General features: G+C 67.1%; 16 protein-coding genes and 1 tRNA gene. 9 read left to right on the top strand and 8 right to left on the bottom strand.

Features of this window, described 5'->3' with window-relative positions; translation table 11 throughout:
• Positions 1-184: 184 nt before the first annotated feature.
• Positions 185-1,357 carry a glycoside hydrolase family 2 TIM barrel-domain containing protein gene (locus tag PLC66_RS11475; protein ID WP_324540530.1) on the bottom strand — a complete coding sequence of 391 codons (1,173 nt, stop codon included), beginning with the start codon at positions 1,355-1,357 and terminating at the stop codon, positions 185-187.
• Between the two features lie 251 nt (positions 1,358-1,608).
• Between PLC66_RS11475 and groES the strand changes: the two genes are divergently transcribed.
• The 9 genes from groES (at position 1,609) to grxD (ending at position 10,079) form a co-directional block, all read left to right on the top strand.
• On the top strand, positions 1,609-1,899 hold the full coding sequence (gene groES / locus PLC66_RS11470; RefSeq protein ID WP_002926786.1) for a co-chaperone GroES: 291 nt from the start codon (positions 1,609-1,611) through the stop codon (positions 1,897-1,899).
• Positions 1,900-1,952: 53 nt separating this feature from the next.
• A complete protein-coding gene (groL, locus tag PLC66_RS11465; RefSeq protein WP_324540469.1) occupies positions 1,953-3,602 on the top strand; it encodes a chaperonin GroEL in 1,650 nt (549 codons plus the stop codon).
• Positions 3,603-3,914: 312 nt separating this feature from the next.
• Positions 3,915-4,601 (top strand): response regulator transcription factor, encoded by a 687-nt coding sequence (locus tag PLC66_RS11460; protein ID WP_324540467.1) that lies wholly within the window; start codon positions 3,915-3,917, stop codon positions 4,599-4,601.
• Entirely contained in the window at positions 4,576-6,072 is a 1,497-nt protein-coding gene (locus PLC66_RS11455) for a sensor histidine kinase N-terminal domain-containing protein (protein WP_324540465.1), read from the top strand. The genes PLC66_RS11460 and PLC66_RS11455 overlap by 26 nt, the downstream gene beginning before the upstream one ends.
• A gap of 108 nt (positions 6,073-6,180) precedes the next feature.
• Positions 6,181-6,256, top strand: a tRNA-Phe gene (locus PLC66_RS11450).
• 144 nt (positions 6,257-6,400) lie between these two features.
• On the top strand, positions 6,401-7,657 hold the full coding sequence (gene hemA, locus PLC66_RS11445; RefSeq protein ID WP_324540463.1) for a glutamyl-tRNA reductase: 1,257 nt from the start codon (positions 6,401-6,403) through the stop codon (positions 7,655-7,657).
• A 58-nt stretch (positions 7,658-7,715) separates the two neighbouring features.
• Positions 7,716-8,795: a peptide chain release factor 1 gene (prfA, locus tag PLC66_RS11440; protein ID WP_324540528.1), complete on the top strand. Its 1,080-nt coding sequence runs from the start codon at positions 7,716-7,718 to the stop codon at positions 8,793-8,795.
• Positions 8,795-9,667, top strand: a complete 873-nt coding sequence (prmC, locus tag PLC66_RS11435; RefSeq protein WP_324540461.1) for a peptide chain release factor N(5)-glutamine methyltransferase — start codon at positions 8,795-8,797, stop codon at positions 9,665-9,667. The genes prfA and prmC overlap by 1 nt, the downstream gene beginning before the upstream one ends.
• Before the next feature lie 88 nt (positions 9,668-9,755).
• Complete coding sequence (gene grxD, locus PLC66_RS11430) at positions 9,756-10,079, top strand: Grx4 family monothiol glutaredoxin (protein WP_324540459.1); 324 nt, start codon at positions 9,756-9,758, stop codon at positions 10,077-10,079.
• An 11-nt stretch (positions 10,080-10,090) separates the two neighbouring features.
• Here grxD and PLC66_RS11425 read toward each other — a convergent pair whose 3' ends face one another.
• From PLC66_RS11425 to argH, 7 genes are all read right to left on the bottom strand, one after another.
• Positions 10,091-11,206 (bottom strand): nucleotidyltransferase domain-containing protein, encoded by a 1,116-nt coding sequence (locus tag PLC66_RS11425; protein ID WP_324540457.1) that lies wholly within the window; start codon positions 11,204-11,206, stop codon positions 10,091-10,093.
• Positions 11,203-12,072 carry an HprK-related kinase A gene (locus PLC66_RS11420; RefSeq protein ID WP_324540455.1) on the bottom strand — a complete coding sequence of 290 codons (870 nt, stop codon included), beginning with the start codon at positions 12,070-12,072 and terminating at the stop codon, positions 11,203-11,205. The genes PLC66_RS11425 and PLC66_RS11420 overlap by 4 nt, the downstream gene beginning before the upstream one ends.
• A gap of 2 nt (positions 12,073-12,074) precedes the next feature.
• Positions 12,075-12,398, bottom strand: coding sequence for a hypothetical protein (locus PLC66_RS11415; RefSeq protein WP_324540453.1), 324 nt, complete (start codon positions 12,396-12,398; stop codon positions 12,075-12,077).
• Positions 12,399-12,413: 15 nt separating this feature from the next.
• On the bottom strand, positions 12,414-13,121 hold the full coding sequence (locus tag PLC66_RS11410) for a hypothetical protein (protein WP_324540451.1): 708 nt from the start codon (positions 13,119-13,121) through the stop codon (positions 12,414-12,416).
• A 267-nt stretch (positions 13,122-13,388) separates the two neighbouring features.
• The gene (locus PLC66_RS11405; RefSeq protein WP_324540449.1) at positions 13,389-14,354 is read right to left on the bottom strand and encodes a fructosamine kinase family protein; all 966 of its coding nucleotides are present in this window, start codon (positions 14,352-14,354) and stop codon (positions 13,389-13,391) included.
• Positions 14,351-15,661, bottom strand: coding sequence for a protein kinase domain-containing protein (locus PLC66_RS11400; protein WP_324540447.1), 1,311 nt, complete (start codon positions 15,659-15,661; stop codon positions 14,351-14,353). Before PLC66_RS11400 ends, PLC66_RS11405 begins: the two co-directional genes overlap by 4 nt.
• Positions 15,662-15,714: 53 nt before the next feature.
• Positions 15,715-17,133: an argininosuccinate lyase gene (gene argH, locus PLC66_RS11395; protein WP_324540445.1), complete on the bottom strand. Its 1,419-nt coding sequence runs from the start codon at positions 17,131-17,133 to the stop codon at positions 15,715-15,717.
• Positions 17,134-17,163 lie beyond the last annotated feature (30 nt).

Raw genomic sequence — 17,163 nt, 5'->3', positions numbered from 1 at the left:
CGGTACTTTGACGCACTCAGTTCAGAGTTTTCCGGCGGTCATCATCCTTGGCGTCGGGCCTGGCGAAGCGCGCGGCCAGGACCGCCCTCGGGTCGGCTGCAATTCGCGGCATGCGGAGGCATCTTGCAGCGCCGACCGAGGACGTGCCCGATAGCGAGGCGCGCCGTGCAAGCCACGGTTGCGGCTAGCGGACCTTGAAGGGCAGATTGGCAGTCGCCGCCTTGCCGTCTTGGTCGCGTGTCGTGATGAACAGGCGGTAGGCACCGGGCACGGTCGGCGCCACGAAGCGCACCGTGGCCGCGTCCGCATGCAGCACGCGCACGTCGACACGCGGCGGCGGCGTCTCGGCGTCGCCGCCCTTGCGCAGGTCGGTTGCCTCGGCGCGGACCGTCCATTCGGTCGTCAGCTCAGAGCCGTCATGGGCGACGGCGTCGATGCCGGCGGAGATCTCCGCGCCGGGCGCGAATTCGTCCGCGCCGATGCCGATGCCGCGGATGACTGGCGCTGGCTTGGCCACCGGACGCCCCCAGGCCGCGGCGAGGGCGTCGGTCATCGCGGTCTGACTGCGGTCGGCGAGGAGCAGGCCGTGCCAGGTCGCGGTCTGCTCCTGCTTGGCGCCCCACAAGAAGGGGAAGGCGCCGCGGATCTGTGGCTGGTCCTTCAGGAAGGCCAGCGCCTCGGTGAAGAAGCGTGCTTTCTCGGTACTGGTGAGTTCCACCGGTGCGCCCCAGGGCTTGCGGCCGGCTTGCCACTGGCCTAGCGGGCCGAGCTCGGCGACCACCACCGGCTTGGTGATGCCGGCTTCGCGCAGCCGCTGCGGCAGGTCGAAGATTGCGCCGGCGTAGACGTTGATGCCGAGCAGGTCCACGTTCGGGCAGCACCCGGCCAGCGTGCGGAAAGCGTCCATGCCGGTGTCGGCCACCACCATCAGGGTCGGATGGTTGGGGTCGAGTTGCTCGATGAGGCCGGCGAGGCGATCGACCTCGCGCCACAGCGGCAGCGGGTCGGCGACACCGGTTTCGATCTCGTTGCCGACGCCCCAGGCGAGCAGTGCGGGGTGGTCGCGGTAGCGCACGACGGTTTCCAGCACTGCCTCCTCCTGAGCGCGCAGCGCCGCGGCGTCCGCGTAATCGAAGCCGTGGCGCGGATGCTCCAGCCACAGGCCCATTACCACCTTCATGCCTAGCTGCTGCGCTTCATCGAGCACCCAGGCGTCGCTCGCGCGATAGGTGCGGACGACCTTAGCCCCGGCTTCGGCCAGGCGAGCGAGGCTCGCGCGGTCGCCCTCGAAAGCTGCGCCCCGCCAGGTTTCGCTTGCCGTGGCAGCAGCGTGGCCCAGGAGGATGAGCGCGGAGATGAGCAACCTGGGGATGGCGCGGCGCAAGAGAGGGGAGAACGGCACGAGGCACCAAATGCAGTCGACGAAAAAATCGCCCCTTGAAATCCCCGAGGGGCGTCCCTATTATTAGCACTCGTTGGCAGTGAGTGCTAACAAGCTTCCAGACCGCCTTCGATCGGGTCGCGGAAGCGCACTGCGAATTTGTCCCGCGGGCCGTGCCCGCAAGTCAATCAACCCAAGCAGTTGAATCCTGGATAGGAGAGAACTCAATGAAGATTCGTCCCCTGCACGATCGCGTGATCGTCAAGCGTCTGGAAGCCGAGCGCAAGACCGCCAGCGGCATCGTGATCCCGGACAGCGCCGGCGAGAAGCCCGATCAGGGCGAGGTCCTGGCTGTCGGTAACGGCAAGATCCTGGACGACGGCAAGGTCCGTCCGATGGCCGTCAAGGTGGGCGACAAGGTGCTGTTCGGCAAGTATGCCGGCCAGACCGTGAAGGTCGAAGGCGAAGAGCTCCTCGTGATGCGCGAGGAAGACATCATGGGCGTGGTCGAGGCCTGAGCCTCCTGCAAGCCCCTGCAACGCTAATCGAAACAATTCAGGAGTTCTGAAGAATGGCAGCTAAAGAAGTCAAGTTTGGTGATTCCGCCCGCGAGCGCATGGTCGCCGGCATCAACATCCTCGCCAACGCGGTCAAGGTGACCCTGGGCCCGAAGGGCCGCAACGTGGTGCTCGAGCGCTCCTTCGGCGCCCCCACCGTGACCAAGGACGGGGTCTCGGTCGCCAAGGAAATCGAGCTGAAGGACAAGTTCGAGAACATGGGCGCGCAGATGGTCAAGGAAGTCGCTTCCAAGACCTCGGACATCGCCGGTGACGGTACCACCACCGCCACCGTGCTGGCGCAGTCGATCGTGCGTGAAGGCATGAAGTACGTCGCCGCCGGCATGAACCCGATGGACCTCAAGCGCGGCATCGACAAGGCCGTCATCGCCACCATCGAAGAGCTGAAGAAGCTGTCCAAGCCCTGCTCGACCAACAAGGAAATCGCCCAGGTCGGCTCGATCTCGGCCAACTCCGACAGCGACATCGGCGACATCATCGCCCGTGCCATGGACAAGGTCGGCAAGGAAGGCGTGATCACCGTCGAAGACGGCAAGTCGCTGCAGAACGAGCTCGACGTCGTCGAGGGCATGCAGTTCGACCGCGGCTACCTGTCGCCCTACTTCATCAACAACCCGGACAAGCAGGTCGCCATCCTCGAGCAGCCCTTCGTCCTGCTGTTCGACAAGAAGATCTCGAACATCCGTGACCTGCTGCCGGTGCTCGAGCAGGTCGCCAAGGCCGGCCGTCCGCTGCTGATCATCGCCGAGGACGTCGAAGGCGAGGCCCTGGCCACCCTGGTGGTGAACAACATCCGCGGCATCCTCAAGACCTGCGCCGTCAAGGCCCCGGGCTTCGGCGACCGTCGCAAGGCCATGCTGGAAGACATCGCCATCCTGACCGGTGGCCAGGTCATCGCCGAAGAAGTCGGCCTGACCCTCGAGAAGGCTACCCTGGACGACCTCGGCCAGGCTGCCCGCATCGAGATCGGCAAGGAAAACACCATCATCATCGACGGTGCTGGCCAGGGCGATCGCATCGAAGCCCGCGTCAAGCAGATCCGCGTGCAGATCGAGGAAGCCACCTCCGACTACGACCGCGAGAAGCTGCAGGAGCGCGTGGCCAAGCTGGCTGGCGGTGTTGCGGTGATCAAGGTCGGCGCCGCCACCGAAGTCGAGATGAAGGAGAAGAAGGCCCGTGTCGAAGACGCCCTGCACGCCACCCGCGCTGCAGTGGAAGAGGGCATCGTCCCCGGCGGCGGTGTTGCGCTGCTGCGCGCCCGTGCTGCACTGGGCGAGCTGAAGGGCGACAACCACGACCAGGACGCCGGCATCAAGATCGTGCTGCGCGCGATGGAGCAGCCGCTGCGCGAGATCGTCGCCAACGCCGGTGACGAGCCGAGCGTGGTGGTGAACAAGGTTGTCGAGGGTTCCGGCAACTACGGCTTCAACGCCGCCACCGGCGAGTACGGTGACATGGTCGAGATGGGCGTGCTGGATCCGACCAAGGTCACCCGCACCGCGCTGCAGAACGCCGCGTCCGTCGCCGGCCTGATGCTGACCACCGACTGCATGGTCGGCGAGCTGGCCGAAGACAAGCCGGCCGGTGGTATGCCCGACATGGGCGGCATGGGTGGCATGGGCGGCATGGGCATGGGCATGTAATTCGCCCGCCCGTGATCCGGCGGCGCCGGATCACGGCTGCTGCATCGTCAATCGGCCCCGCTTCGGCGGGGCCGATTGCGTTCACGGCGTTGGCGCGTGCGTGTGCATCGCCCTGCGCGAAGCGTGGCGAAGCGTGGGATAATCCAGTCGGTTCGTGGGGAAGAAAAGTCGGCGGGGAGCGTGCGCGCGTTGGTCACAGCCTCCCCGGAACGGTGCCGCGCGAGCGGCAGCATTCCCCGGGGCCGAGCAAAAGGAGAACAGCGGCTCCACTCTAGGCAGGCTCGCTTACATTTCACTTACATCCTCGACCCTATGCGTATTCTGTTGGCGGAAGACGATCCGGTGATTGCCGACGGCATCTGCCGGGCCCTGAGACGTGGCGGCTATGCGGTGGATCACGTGGCCGACGGCGCAGAGGCCGATGCCGCGCTGGCGACCCAGTCCTACGACCTGCTCATCCTCGATCTGGGCCTGCCGCGCATGAACGGCATCGACGTGCTCAAGCGCCTGCGCGCGCGCAAGTCGGTGCAGCCGGTGCTGATCCTGACCGCGCAGGACGGCGTGGACGACCGCGTGCGCGGCCTCGATGCCGGTGCCGACGACTACCTGACCAAGCCCTTCGCGTTGCCCGAGCTCGAGGCTCGCGTGCGTGCGCTCACCCGCCGCGGCACCGGCCAGCCGCGCTGCATCGAGATCGGCCAGCTCAGCTACGATCAGGCCGACCGCGTGGTCAAGATCGGTGGCCAGCTGGTCGATCTGTCGGCGCGCGAGATCGGCCTGCTCGAGGTCTTCCTGCTGCGGGTCGGGCGACTGGTGAGCAAGGACCAGCTGGTGGATCACCTGTGCGGCTGGGGCGAGGAGGTGTCGAGCAATGCGATCGAGGTGTACGTGCACCGCCTGCGCAAGAAGCTCGAGGACAGCGGCGTGCGCATCGTGACCGTGCGCGGCCTGGGGTACTGCCTGGAAAACCCAGATGCTGCCCCTGCGGCGAAAGTCTGAGAAGGCGAGTTCGCCGCGCAAGGCTTCGTCGCGCAAGTCCGGGCCGCCAAATTCGCTGTTCGGCGAGATCCTCGACTGGATGCTCGCGCCCCTGCTGTTCCTGTGGCCGATCTCGATCATCGTCACCCACAACGTTGCCGACAACATCGCCAACCAGCCCTATGACCTGGCGCTGGCAGACAGCGTGCGTGCGCTGGCGCGCCTGGTATCGGTGCAGGAGGGCGAGGTGGTGGTGCACTTTCCGGCGCCGCCGCGGGCCCTGTTCCGCGCCGACCAGGACGATGCGGTGTACTTCCAGGTCGCCGACGCCAAGGGCGTCATCGTCACCGGCGACGCCGAGATCCTGCCCGCGCCGATGCCGGCGTCCCTGCTGGGCGAGGAGGTCCTGTTCCGCGACGAGCTGATCCATGGCGAGGATGTGCGGGTGGCCTACCGCTTCCTGCGCCCCGAGCCGTCGATGCCCGACCTGCTGGTGCAGGTGCAGGTGGCGGAGACGCGCAACAAGCGCACCGATCTGGCCTCGCGCGTCGTCACCGGCGTGCTGCTGCCGCAGTTCGCCATCATTCCGCTGGCGGTCATTCTGGTATGGGTGGGGTTGAGCCGCGGCATTGCGCCGCTCAACCGGCTGCAGAGCCTGATCCGCCGCCGCCGCCCCACCGACCTGTCGCCGGTCGCCCCGGCGAGCGTGCCCGAGGAGGTGCGGCCGCTGATCGTCGCCTTCAACGACATGATGGTGCGCCTGGAAGAGAACCTGCAGGCGCAGCAGCGCTTCATTGCCGACGCCGCCCATCAGATGCGCACCCCGCTCACCGGCCTGAAGATGCAGACCGACCTGGCGATGCACGAGACGGATCCCGAGCAGTTGCGCGAATCGCTGGCGCGCATCGCCGAGAGCACCGACCGCGCCGCGCACCTGATCAACCAGCTGCTGTCGCTGGCGCGCGCCGAGGCGAGCTTCGAGAAGCTGTACACCGTCGAGCCGATCAGCCTCGACGCGGTAGTGCGCGAGGTGGCGCTCGAACTTTATCCGCGCGCCCAGGCCAAGCAGATCGACCTCGGTGTCGAGGCCGGCGAGACCGAGCTGATGATCGAAGGCAATCCAGTGCTGCTGCGCGAGATGATCAAGAACCTGGTCGACAACGCGGTGAAGTACACCCCGCGCGGCGGCAGCGTGACCGCCCGCACGCGCTTTGCCGGCTCGCCCATCCTGGAGGTGGAGGACACCGGCCCCGGCATCCCCGATGCAGACCGCGAGCGCGTGTTCGAGCGCTTCTACCGCGTACTGGGCAGCGGTGTCGACGGCTCCGGCCTCGGCCTGCCGATCGTGCGCGAGATTGCCGAGCTGCATCGCGCCACGGTCACCCTCGACGCCAACCCGGCCGGCCAGGGCACGCTTGCGCGCGTGGTCTTTCCGCGCAGCAATCTGCAGCCGCCGCCCATCGTGCAGGGCGATCATTACCCGCTGGGCTGAAGCGGGCGCGGATGATCGCTGCGGGGCGGGCGGCGAAGAGGTCTGAATGCCAGTGCCTTGAATTTCTTTTGACACGCTCGAGGTTTTCACTATAATGGCGACCTCGTTGGCCAGTTAGCTCAGTTGGTAGAGCAGCGGATTGAAAATCCGCGTGTCCGTGGTTCGATTCCGCGACTGGCCACCAAAGCACACCCAGACGGGCCGACCTTGTGTCGGCCCGTTTGCTTTCGGGGCCTCGGTTCTGGTCAGAAGTGGCTGATTCTGCTCAAGTTTTGACGCTGTTTCGCGATGCTATAATGCGCCACGCCCAGAAGGACCCGTCTTCCGCATGCAACTCTTCGCCCTTGGCCTGAACCACCACACCGCGCCGCTCGCGATCCGCGAGCGTGTGGCGTTCCAGCCCGAGCGGCTGGATCAGGCCCTGCACGACCTGGCGCATGCCGATTCGGTGCGCGAAGCGGCGATCCTGTCCACCTGTAACCGCACCGAGCTCTACTTCGCGGCCGAGCAGCCGCAGCATGCGGCCGACTGGCTGGCGCGCTTCCACCGCCTGCCGCTGACCGAGGTGTCGCCCTACCTGTATTCCTACCCGCAGCGCGACGCCATCCGCCATGTCTTCCGCGTCGCCAGCGGGCTCGACTCGATGGTCATCGGCGAGCCGCAGATCCTCGGCCAGGTCAAGGATGCGGTGCGCCACGCCGAAGAGGCGGGCACGATGGGTGTGCTGCTGCACAAGCTGTTCCAGAACACCTTCGCGGTGGCCAAGGAAGTGCGCTCGACCACCGCCATCGGCGCCAACACGGTGTCGATGGCCGCAGCGGCGGTGCATCTGACGGCGCGCATCTTCGAGCGCGTGTCCGACCAGCATGTGCTGTTCATAGGTGCCGGCGAGATGATCGAGCTCTGTGCCGCGCACTTCGGTGGCGCCAAACCAAAGTCGATGACCGTGGCCAACCGGACCGAGGAGCGCGCCCGGGCGCTCGCCAACCGCTTCGGCGCGAGCACCATGCGCATCGACCAGATCGGCGAGGCGCTGCCGCGCTTCGACGTGGTCGTGTCCTGTACCGCCGCGCCGCTGCCGATCGTGGGCCTGGGCATGGTCGAACGCGCGGTCAAGGCCCGCCGCCACCGCCCGATGGTGATGGTCGATCTCGCCGTGCCGCGCGACATCGAACCCGAGATTTCCGAGCTCGACGACATCTTCCTGTACACCGTCGACGATCTCGCCCAGGTCGTCGAGGCCGGCATGGAGTCGCGCCAGCAGGCCGTGGTCGAGGCCGAGCAGATCATCGACACGCGGGTCGACGGCTTCCTGCACTGGATGTCGGCGCGCGAGGCGGTGCCGGCGATCCGCGCCCTGCGCGAGCATGCCGAAGCGCTGCGCCAGGCCGAGCTCGAACGCGCGGTGCGCCTGCTCGCCAAGGGCGAGGACCCGCAGCGCGTGCTCGATGCCTTGTCGCACGGCCTCACCAACAAGCTGATGCACGGCCCCACCCGCTTCCTCAACCAGGCTGAAGGCGAGCACAAGGCCGAAGCCGGCCGGGTGGTGCGCGAGCTCTTCAACCTGTCCCGCGACCACCACTAGGCCCCTGGCGTGCGTCCGGCCGCCCGCGCGGGCGGCGCGTGCGCATCCGCCCATGACGATGAAGCAGAGCATCCGCGACAAACTCGAACACCTCGCCAACCGGCTCGAAGAGCTCGATCGCGCGCTCGCGGCCGAGGACGCGGCGCGCGACATGAATGCCTTTCGCGAGCTGTCGCGCGAGCGTGCCGAGATCGAGCCGGTGGTAGGCCTGTATCGCGACTTCCGCCAGGCCGAGGCCGACTGCGCGACCGCGCGCGAGCTGATCGCCGAGCCGGAGATGCGCGAACTGGGCGAGATGGAGCTCGCGGCGGGCGAGGCGCGCATCGGCGAACTCGACGCCGAGCTGCAGCACGCCCTGCTGCCGCGCGACCCCAAGGACGAGCGCAACCTCTTCCTCGAGATCCGCGCCGGCACCGGCGGCGACGAGGCGGCGCTGTTCGCCGGCGACCTGCTGCGCATGTATACCCGCTACGCCGAGCGCCAGCGCTGGAAGGTGGAGATCGTGTCGGCGAGCGAGTCCGACCTCGGCGGCTACAAGGAAGTCATCGCCCGCGTGGTCGGCAATGGCGCCTATTCGAAGCTCAAGTTCGAGTCCGGCGGCCACCGCGTGCAGCGCATCCCGGTCACCGAGACCCAGGGCCGCATCCACACCTCGGCCTGTACGGTGGCCGTGCTGCCGGAGGCCGACGAGGTCGAGGCGGTGGACATCAACCCCGCCGATCTGCGCATCGACACCTACCGCGCCTCGGGCGCCGGCGGCCAGCACATCAACAAGACCGACTCCGCGGTGCGCATCACACACATCCCCACCGGCATCGTCGTCGAATGCCAGGACGACCGCTCGCAGCACCGCAACAAGGCGCAGGCGATGGCGGTGCTCGCCGCGCGCCTGTACGACGCCAAGGTGCGCGCGCAGCAGAGCGCCGAGGCCGCGCAGCGCAAGAGCCTGGTCGGCAGCGGCGACCGCTCGGAACGCATCCGCACCTACAACTTCCCGCAGGGTCGCATCACCGACCATCGCATCAACCTCACGCTGTACAAGCTCGATGCGGTGATGCAGGGCGAGCTCGACGAGCTGGTCGCGGCGCTGACGCTCGAGCACCAGGCCAGCCTGCTCGCCGCCCTGGCCGACGACTGATGAAGCCGCACGCGCAACCGCCCGCGGGCGAGGTCGACATCGCCGGTGCGCTCGCCTGGGCGCGTGCGCGCATCGACCAGATGGACGCGCGCGTGCTGCTGCGTCATGTGCTGCAATGCCCGGCGGCGCGCCTGGTGGCCTGGCCCGAGCAGCGCCTCGATGGCGCGGACTGGGCCAGCTATCGCGCCCTCGTCGAGCGCCGCGTCGCCGGCGAGCCGGTCGCCTACCTCACCGGCAGCCGCGAGTTCTTCGGTCGCGAGTTCATGGTCACGCCCGCGGTGCTGATCCCGCGGCCCGACACCGAGCTGCTGGTCGAGCTGGCGCTGGCGCACTTCGCCGGCCAGCGCGCCGTGCGCGTGCTCGACATGGGCACGGGCAGCGGCGCCCTTGCCGTGACCCTCGCGCTCGAGCTGGAGGCGGCCGACGTGGTGGCGCTCGACCGTTCGCGCGAGGCCCTGTGGGTGGCGATGGCCAATGCCGCGCGCCTGGGCGCGAGCGTTTCTTTCGTGCAGAGTGACTGGTTTGACACGCTGGGCGACGAGCGCTTCCAGCTCATCGTCGCCAATCCGCCCTATATCGCCGCGGCCGATCCGCACCTGGAGCAGGGCGACGTGCGCTTCGAACCGCGCGCCGCGCTGGCCTCCGGCCCCCAGGGGCTGGACGATCTGGCCGAGATCATCACCGGCGCGCCGACCCGCCTGGAGTCGGGCGGCTGGCTCTTTCTCGAGCATGGCTACGACCAGGCCTCGGCTGCGCGCGGCCTGCTCGCCGACGCCGGATTTGCGCAGATCGCGTCGTGGAAGGACCTTGCCGGCATCGAGCGCGTATCGGGCGGGCGCTGGCTCGGGCGGGGCCCCGGTCGGGGCGCCTGAACGGACACTTGAAGGCGGTGCTTGACGCTGTTCGTGGGCATCCCTAGAATTCTCCGACTGTTTTACTCAACTTTTATCGGGCTTCACTATGGACATCCAGGACGTCATCCGCGAACAGGTCAGCACCAACGACGTGGTGCTCTACATGAAGGGCTCGCCGCAGTTCCCGCAGTGCGGCTTTTCCTCGACTGCGGTGCAGATCCTCAAGGCCTGTGGCGTACGTGAGGTGCTGGCGGTCAACGTGCTCGCGGACGCCGAAATCCGCCAGGGCATCAAGGACTTCTCGAGCTGGCCCACCATCCCGCAGCTCTACATCAAGGGCGAGTTCGTCGGCGGCAGCGACATCATGCGCGAGATGTACGAGAGCGGCGAGCTGCTGCAGATGCTGAAGGATGCGGGGCTGGTCGAGTAAGCTGCAGCGCCTCAGGCCACTCGATCGTCGGCAGGATCGGGCGGGCTTTGCGAGATCCTGGCCTGCCTGCGCATCAACATCTTGCGGCTGAGGTGCCTGATGAGCTGCCCAACAGGCATGCGAAGCGCATGAGCGCGCACATATAGAAGCTGGCGAGCAAGCCAGCTCTGGCCGAAGGCTGTGGGCTGCTCGGGGGTAAGTGCGTTCGCATAAGCCCAATTCAGGACGGGCGAGAGGGCAGCCTTGCTGTCGTGGTGCTGGAGTGAGGCGACGACAGCCGCCGGCACGGGGGTCGAAAACACCGATGAGCTCAGTGCAAGCCCTTGCGCGACGGGAACGGCGAGGTCATGGCCGATCGCATACTTGACCAGCCTCTCCCAGAACCCGGCGCGGACGCCGAAGTGCCGCAACAGCCCGTCGATGTCGTGCAGGTCGCGCAAGCCGTTGTCCATTTCACCTTCATGCATGAAATGGGTGATGCAGTGAATCGCAAGGTCTTCCGGTGAGGGAATGCGAAATGGCGCGAACCCTTCCAGAACGCCGGCCCGTTCGAGGATGGCGGTCGGGTCGGGGCGCCGCAGGGCAGTAAGGGGAAGGATGCTATGGTGAATGTCCAGCACCGTTCCGCGGCGGACATGCGTCATGGGCGGTAGCTCGTGCATCCATTTCCGGTAGTACTCCTGGTCGTAAGGGTCCGTCTTGGCCGAGATCCAACCCTTGAGCATCAGTTGCATCTCGATGCGACCAAGTTCTTCACGCGGCACCAGGATATCGATGTCCCCAAACAGGCGCCCGTGGCTGATCGGCAGGTCCGCCAGGGCATAGGCAGCGCCCTTGAGCAAGGTCACGGCGACACCGAGTGGTGCCAGCGCGCGCCTGAGTTCGTGTGCCTCCCACCGCACTGATTGTCTCTGCCGTTGGCTAAGCTGGCGGGCGCCAAGCAGGTGTCGCGCTGCTTCCGGGTTGGGGCAGGCGGTGCCGGCGTGGTCTAGCCTTTCTGCAAGTGCGCCCAGTAGATTTGCGGATCGGGCTGTCCTGATGAGCGCCGACCATTCGGCTGCTGAGCATCTGAGGGTGATGCTTGGTTCCCTCAGCGCAAGGATCAGACGCGCCTGCGCGGCGCTCACGACGGGTCTCCGCAGATTGCCCGGATCAACTCGACTCCGTCATTCGTGGTTCCGAAGTCGATTTCGTGGCAGGTGGCGCCATCGAGCATTCGACAAAGGCCGTGAAATCCAGCCTCGCCCATGCGTTCCTTGTTGAAGGACTGCTCGGAGATGAGCATGAAGGCCTCGGCACGGCTGATGGCCTCGCGGCGTGGCAGCGCGCCGGCCTCGAATCGAGGAAAGACGATCCAGCGGCAGCGTGCCGTCTCTTCGGCGGCGAGGCGGGACCTGGGCGTCACTTCCGCGTGTGAGATCGTGCCCTTTCGTGTGTCCCGGTAGCTCGGCCCCAGGCGTGCGCCTGCGAACTGCCCCACCACGTCGATCGAGGCGTTCTTCAGGCTGATGGGCCGTGGGTTTGGAAGCAGTCTGGCGCTTTCGGGCTGCAGGATCGCGAGCTCGTCCGAGAGCAATCGCCAGTCGTCCAGCAACATCAGCGAGGCGCAAAGTGTGCTTTTCCCTGCGCCAGGAAAGCCCGGCAACACGATGGCCTGGTCGTCCTTGGCCAATACTGCTGCGTGCAAGACGAGGTAACCGAGCGAACGGCTTGCGATGCTCCAGTTGAGACCCCACTCGAACAAGGGCGCAGCCTGATTCGCAGGCAAGGGCAAAAAGGGTTCGACGCCGTCCAGCAGGAACCTTGCCTGCGGACGCAGCCACCGGCGGGAGCCTTCGCCGGGCAGGACCTGGATATCGAAATCCACGAACATGTTGTCCGCATTGCCGCCCAGGTTGCCGGCGTAGAAGCGTTCGACGTGCTCCCGGACGCCGGCATAAGGGGAACGCAGTCTGATGTTGAACGGGGCAATGCGCAGAACGACGTCGAGCACAGTCAGTCGGCTTGGGTGGTTGTGAGGCGGGTCGGCGTTGCCTCGGCGTCGCCTCGGCCCTCCAGCAGCCCTGCTTGCTCGAGGCTTCGGATCAGGGCGCTTGAATCATCGTCATCGGACTCGGCCGCCCGCATCGGCACGCCGTTCGGGTTGTCCGCGACGGCCTGCAGGAGCGCACGAGCCTGCTTCGTCACAATCCAGAAATCCCCTGAGTTGCGATCGAACACAACGGAACCATGCCCGTCGTCCCAGGCAGGTGAGAAGCAGAGCGAACGACCGTCAAGCAGTTTGAGGGCGCATTCACCCTGTGGGGGCAACGGGTCCACGCTACGAATCGGCGGTCAGTCTTTGACTTTGCAGAGGTTGGGGACCTCGGCGTTGTAGTCGTACATGCCTTCGATGTATGCGATGACTTGCTGTTCGGTCCAGCCGTCCGAACCGCAGTTCTGCGTCGGGCAGTACCGTCCGGTGAATCTCAGGTCGTTCCACATGGCCAGGATCTGGGTCCGGCTGAGGGGGTAGTACTCGAAATATCCGGCGTTGAGCCAGGCTGCCGAGAGGTGTCTCAGAAGCTGCTGCTTGTCCCCAAACAGCGGCTCGTTCGGGAAGGCGATGACGGCCCACAGGCCGTAATCGACCGTCACGGCGTTAGGGAACACGTTGTTGATGAGCGTTCCGGGGTTGGTGATGTCCTCGAGCTTCAGCTTGCCCTTGCCGCTCGTGCAATCGACGACCAATCCATTGAACTCCGGCGGCATCTCACCCGCTTGGCGCCAGTGGGGGAACTTCTGCGGCTGCGCCCAGAAACCGGGGGAGAGCCCCCCTGTGCAGTTGCCGTCGTTGGGCCGCGGGCTCGCGTTGCCGCTCATCATCGCCGAAGGGCTTTGGCAATGCGTGGCGCCGAGGGCGGTCCGCGATGTGACGGTGAGCAGCACCCCGCCGCTCGCCGCGGTGATGAGGCGACGTCGGGTGTTGCTGGAGGAGCTGGCCGGGGTCGTTTCGCTGTGCTCCAGTGAAGCGGCCCCGCGTTCTTGATCGGAACTTTTCATGTCGATTCTCAATGATGGCTCGAGTTTAAACTAGCCCTCGGTGCCAAGCTTTATAAGCAAAATTCATGCCGCTGTCTATTGAGCTGTAAATGCATGAAAAACATGAAGTTCTTTGCGGCGGCTTGCGAGCGGGCTCTCGAGGTGTAAAAAAAACCGACAGACTCATTCGAAATCCGGTCGCGGCCTACTACGCGGCAGCCTAGCACTGGTCCGCGCTCGCCGGGCCTCGATGCTACCTTGAACGTGACCTAGTTCGCGAATGCAGGCTCAGGCCCTTCGGGCCGCCAGCTCCTCATTCAGCTTCGTCACCAGCCGCAGCGCCTCGCCCAGATACCCGCGGCCGAACAGGTTCAGGTGGTTGAGCACGTGGTACAGGCTGTACAGCAGCTTGCGCTGCTCGTAGTCCTCGTGCAGCGGCCAGGCCTTGCGGTAGGCGGCGTAGAAACTCGCCGGAAAACCGCCGAACAGTTCGCTCATGGCGAGATCGGATTCGCGGTCGCCGTGGTGGATCGCGGGGTCGAACAGCACCGGCGTGCCGTCGCCGAGCATGGCCGCGTTGCCGTGCCACAGGTCGCCATGCACCAGGCTCTCGCGCGGGCGGTAGTCGAGGAACATCGCGGGGATGCGCGGCAGCAGGCGCTCGCCCTGTTTGTGCAGCTCGCCGCCGAAGCCCTTGTCGCGCGCCAGCGCGAGTTGCGGGCGCAGGCGGTGTTCGGCAAAGAAATGTGCCCAGTTGGCATGCGGGGTGTTGTGCTGCGGGCTGCGGCCGATGAAGTTGTCGCGCGGCCAGCCGAAGGTCTCGCCGGTGCGGCGGTGCATCGCGACCAGGGCCTCGGCAAAGCGGGCGCCGTCGGTGGCGGACTGCACCGGATGCAGCTCGAGGTGCTCGAGCACCAGGAAGGCGTGGCCGCCGGGCTCGCTGGCTGCGTCCTGCTCGCCCTCCACGCCGAGGGCGACTACCGCGGGGGTGCGGAAGCTGTCGCTGGCGGCGATCGCGGCCAGGCCGTCGGCTTCGGCGGCGAACATCGGCGCGCAGTGTGCCGGGCCGAGCTTGACGAAGTAGCGCGTGCCGGCGGCGTCGCTTACCGTCATCGCGGTGTGGATGCAGCCGCCGCTGGCCGGCGCGGTGTGCGTGATGCGGAAGGCGTTGCCGTGGTGGGCGCGGATCGCGTCCTCGACGGCGGGCAGGGCAGGGTGGGCCGGGTGGGCGGCGGGCGGGCGGGGTGTGCTCATAGGTTGGCGATGCGGGCGCTGGCCTGCGACAGGCGGGTGGCCAGCACTTCGAGGAAGGCCTGGTAGAAGTGCATGCGGCAGGTGTCGCTGGCGCGTTTCAGGGCGGCGGCGCGGATGGTGATGAGCGCGGTGTCGGTGGCCGCTTCGACCGAGGCCGAGCGCACGCCGGCCGCGGCCGAGAACACCGCGACCTCGCCAAAGCATTCGCCGGTGCTCATCACGTTGAGCAGGCGGCCGTGCTTCTTGACGCGCGCCTCGCCCTCGAGCACGAAGCACACCGCGTCGCCGCGTTCGCCTTCCTTCATGATCACCGTGCCGGCGCGGGCGCGGCTGAAGCGCGACAGGCCGATCACCTCCCACAGCTCGGCGTCGGAGAAGCGGCGGAAAAAGCGCATCGCGCGCAAGGCCTCGAACTTCTCGGCGTCGGGCACGGTGTCGGCCGCCGGGCGGATGCTCTCGTTGCGAAACGCCAGCGCCAGGTCGTGCGAGAACGCGCTCCAGTCCTGGTAGCGGCGGTCGATGTCTTTCTCGGTGGCGCGCCGCACGATGGCGTCTAGCGCCTCGGGCACCTCGGGGCGCAGCTCGGAGGGCGGCGGCGGGGTGTCGTGGGCGATGCTGTAGAGCAGGCTGTAGTTGTTGTCGTGCTCGAAGGGCAGGTGGCCGGTGAGCAGCTGGAACATCACCACGCCCAGCGAGTAGATGTCGGTGCGGTGGTCCAGCGGCACTTCGCGCACCTGCTGCGGCGACATGTAGGCCGGCGAGCCCACGCCGGCGATCTGCGTGGTCTCGCGCGCGGTATGCAGCGCGGCGCCGAAGTCGGTGAGGCGGATGTCGCTGCCGCCCGGCTCCATCAGCAGGATGTTGGCGGGCTTGATGTCGCGGTGGGTGATGCCCTGGTGGAAGGCGTAGTCGAGCGCGCGCGTGGCCTTGAAGATGATCTCGATGACGCGCTCGAAGGGCGCCAGCGTGTCGGGCCGGCCGATGTCGTCGAGCGTGCCGCCGGGCACGTAATCCATCACCAGCCAGGCGTCCTCGTCATCGACCATGGCATCGTGGATGCGCACGATGTGCGGGTGGCTGAGCTTGCCGGCGAAGGCGGCCTCGTTGAGGAAGAGCTGGCGCAGCAGCCGGCCGCGCTGCGGATCGCGCACGATCTCGCGGCGCAGGCGCTTGATCGCGACCTCGGTCTGGCGGAACGGGTCCCAAGCGAGGTAGACGCTGCTCGTGGCACCCTGGCCGATCAGGCGGCGAAGCTCGTACTTGCCGATGCGTTCGGTGCCGATGCCGTCGGCCGCCTTCGTGTTCATGGTCGCCGGCCTAGCATCGTCGTACCGGGTTCATCGGGGTGCGCGCATCCGCTTCAGCCGAGCCGGCTGCGGGCGCGCGCAACCGCGGCGCGCACCTGCTCGGGGGCGGTGCCGCCCACGTGCTGGCGCGAGGCGAGCGAGCCTTCGACCGTGAGCACGCCGAACACGTCCTCGCCCACGCGCTCGGCCGCGCCCGGCACGTGGGCCATGGCGATGCGCAGCTCATCCAGCGAGAACTGCGGCAGGTCGCAGCCCTTGACGTCGGCCGCGCGCACCGCCAGCGCCACCGCCTCGTGCGCATCGCGGAAGGGCAGGCCCTTCTTGACCAGGTAGTCGGCCAGATCGGTGGCGGTGGCGTAGCCCTGGCTCAGCGCGCCGCGCATCGCCTCGGCCTTCACCTTGATGCCGGTGATCATGTCGGCGTAGATGCGCAGGGTGTCGATCACCGTGTCGGCGGTGTCGAACAAGGGCTCCTTGTCTTCCTGGTTGTCCTTGTTGTAGGCCAGCGGCTGGCCCTTCATCAGGGTCAGCAGCGCGATCAGGCTGCCGTTGACGCGGCCGGTCTTGCCGCGCACCAGCTCGGGCACGTCGGGGTTCTTCTTCTGCGGCATGATCGAACTGCCGGTGCAGAAGCGGTCGGCGAGGTCGATGAAGCCCACGCGCGGGCTCATCCACAAGATCAGCTCTTCGGACAGGCGCGACAGGTGCGTCATCAGCAGCGCGCTGGCGGCGCAGAATTCGATCGCGAAGTCGCGGTCGCTGACCGCATCGAGCGAGTTGTAGCAGACCTCGTCGAAGCCGAGTTCAGAAGCGACGAACTCGCGGTCGATCGGGTAACTGGTGCCGGCGAGCGCCGCCGAGCCGAGCGGCAGGCGGTTGACGCGGCGGCGGCAGTCGGCAAAGCGCTCGGCGTCGCGCCGGCTCATCTCGTAATAGGCCATCAGGTGGTGGCCGAAGGTGACCGGCTGCGCCACCTGCAGGTGGGTGAAGCCGGGCATCGGCGTGTCGGCGTTGGCCTCGGCCACATCCAGCAGGTTGCGCTGGAACTCGGTGATCAGCGCCAGGATCTGGTCGATCGCGTCGCGCAGCCACAGGCGGATGTCGGTGGCGACCTGGTCGTTGCGGCTGCGGCCGGTGTGCAGGCGCTTGCCCGCGTCGCCCACCAGCGCCGTGAGGCGCTTTTCGATGTTGAGGTGCACGTCCTCGTCGTCGAGGCTCCAGGCGAACTCGCCGCGCTCGATCTCGCCGGCGATCTGCGCCATGCCGCGCTCGATGTCGGCCAGATCCTGGGCGCCGATGATGCCCTGCCTGGCCAGCATCTTCGCGTGGGCGAGCGAGCCGCGGATGTCCTGCTTCGCCATGCGCTGGTCGAAGAACACGCTGGCGGTATAGCGCTTGACGAGCTCGGAGACGGGTTCGGTAAAGCGGCCGGACCAGGCTTTGGCGGGCTGCGGGGAAGAAGAGGCGGTCATGGTGGCGGCAGGGGCGTGCAGGGGGGCTGA

This window comes from Thauera sp., from assembly GCF_035444905.1.
Classification (GTDB): Bacteria; Pseudomonadota; Gammaproteobacteria; order Burkholderiales; family Rhodocyclaceae; genus Thauera.
The sequence above is the reverse complement of the archived record's forward strand: the minus strand, read 5'-3'. Positions and strand labels throughout refer to the sequence as shown.

Coding starts and splice junctions, on each gene's coding strand:
- argH (WP_324540445.1), bottom strand. CDS start 17,133: ATGACCGCCTCTTCTTCCCCGCAGCCCGCCAAAGCCTGGTCCGGCCGC.
- PLC66_RS11405 (WP_324540449.1), bottom strand. CDS start 14,354: ATGAGCACACCCCGCCCGCCCGCCGCCCACCCGGCCCACCCTGCCCTG.
- prfA (WP_324540528.1), top strand. CDS start 7,716: ATGAAGCAGAGCATCCGCGACAAACTCGAACACCTCGCCAACCGGCTC.
- PLC66_RS11460 (WP_324540467.1), top strand. CDS start 3,915: ATGCGTATTCTGTTGGCGGAAGACGATCCGGTGATTGCCGACGGCATC.
- hemA (WP_324540463.1), top strand. CDS start 6,401: ATGCAACTCTTCGCCCTTGGCCTGAACCACCACACCGCGCCGCTCGCG.
- PLC66_RS11400 (WP_324540447.1), bottom strand. CDS start 15,661: ATGAACACGAAGGCGGCCGACGGCATCGGCACCGAACGCATCGGCAAG.
- groL (WP_324540469.1), top strand. CDS start 1,953: ATGGCAGCTAAAGAAGTCAAGTTTGGTGATTCCGCCCGCGAGCGCATG.
- PLC66_RS11410 (WP_324540451.1), bottom strand. CDS start 13,121: ATGAAAAGTTCCGATCAAGAACGCGGGGCCGCTTCACTGGAGCACAGC.
- PLC66_RS11455 (WP_324540465.1), top strand. CDS start 4,576: ATGCTGCCCCTGCGGCGAAAGTCTGAGAAGGCGAGTTCGCCGCGCAAG.
- groES (WP_002926786.1), top strand. CDS start 1,609: ATGAAGATTCGTCCCCTGCACGATCGCGTGATCGTCAAGCGTCTGGAA.
- prmC (WP_324540461.1), top strand. CDS start 8,795: ATGAAGCCGCACGCGCAACCGCCCGCGGGCGAGGTCGACATCGCCGGT.
- grxD (WP_324540459.1), top strand. CDS start 9,756: ATGGACATCCAGGACGTCATCCGCGAACAGGTCAGCACCAACGACGTG.